At 50.1% G+C, this 443-nt stretch carries 1 protein-coding gene; it reads right to left on the bottom strand.

Going from position 1 to position 443, the window contains the following annotated elements:
- The coding region (locus AACY08_RS29845; RefSeq protein ID WP_339472688.1) for a DUF262 domain-containing protein at positions 1–443 on the bottom strand (443 nt) is incomplete at both ends.

The following is a 443-nucleotide window of genomic DNA, read 5'->3' as shown; positions in this document are numbered from 1 at the left end:
GAACTGATACTCAATATCACTCTCATCGGCGGGAGAATGAAATAGGTTCAAATAGAGGTGCCGCTTGGGGAAAGCGGAATCATTGTCCCAGCGCTTGCGCGGCATCTTGTAGGCATATGCCCCCCTGAGCCCGATATAAAGGGAGGTCAGGCGCTGTTGGCCGTCGAGAATAGCGATAATGCCAGACTCGCCGCTCAGATTTGCCTTGGGGTTATGGTAACTGTCGCGCTCGTGGTATTCGCGGACGAATTCGTAAAACTGGTACTTGTCGACGTTATTGCGGTCGACTTCCCAAAATAGAAATGAGCTAAATGGATAATCCCGCATGAGGGAATCAAAAAGCTTTTCAATCTGGTCGACGTCCCAGACGAATTCGCGTTGGATCGCGGGAAGCAGGTAATTCTTGCGGTGAATATTGTCGATGGCATCCTTTATCGTGATCG

It is taken from the genome of Pseudomonas sp. EL_65y_Pfl1_R83, from assembly GCF_963970695.1.
GTDB classification, from domain to species: domain Bacteria; phylum Pseudomonadota; class Gammaproteobacteria; order Pseudomonadales; family Pseudomonadaceae; genus Aquipseudomonas; species Aquipseudomonas tritici.
The sequence above is the reverse complement of the archived record's forward strand: the minus strand, read 5'-3'. Positions and strand labels throughout refer to the sequence as shown.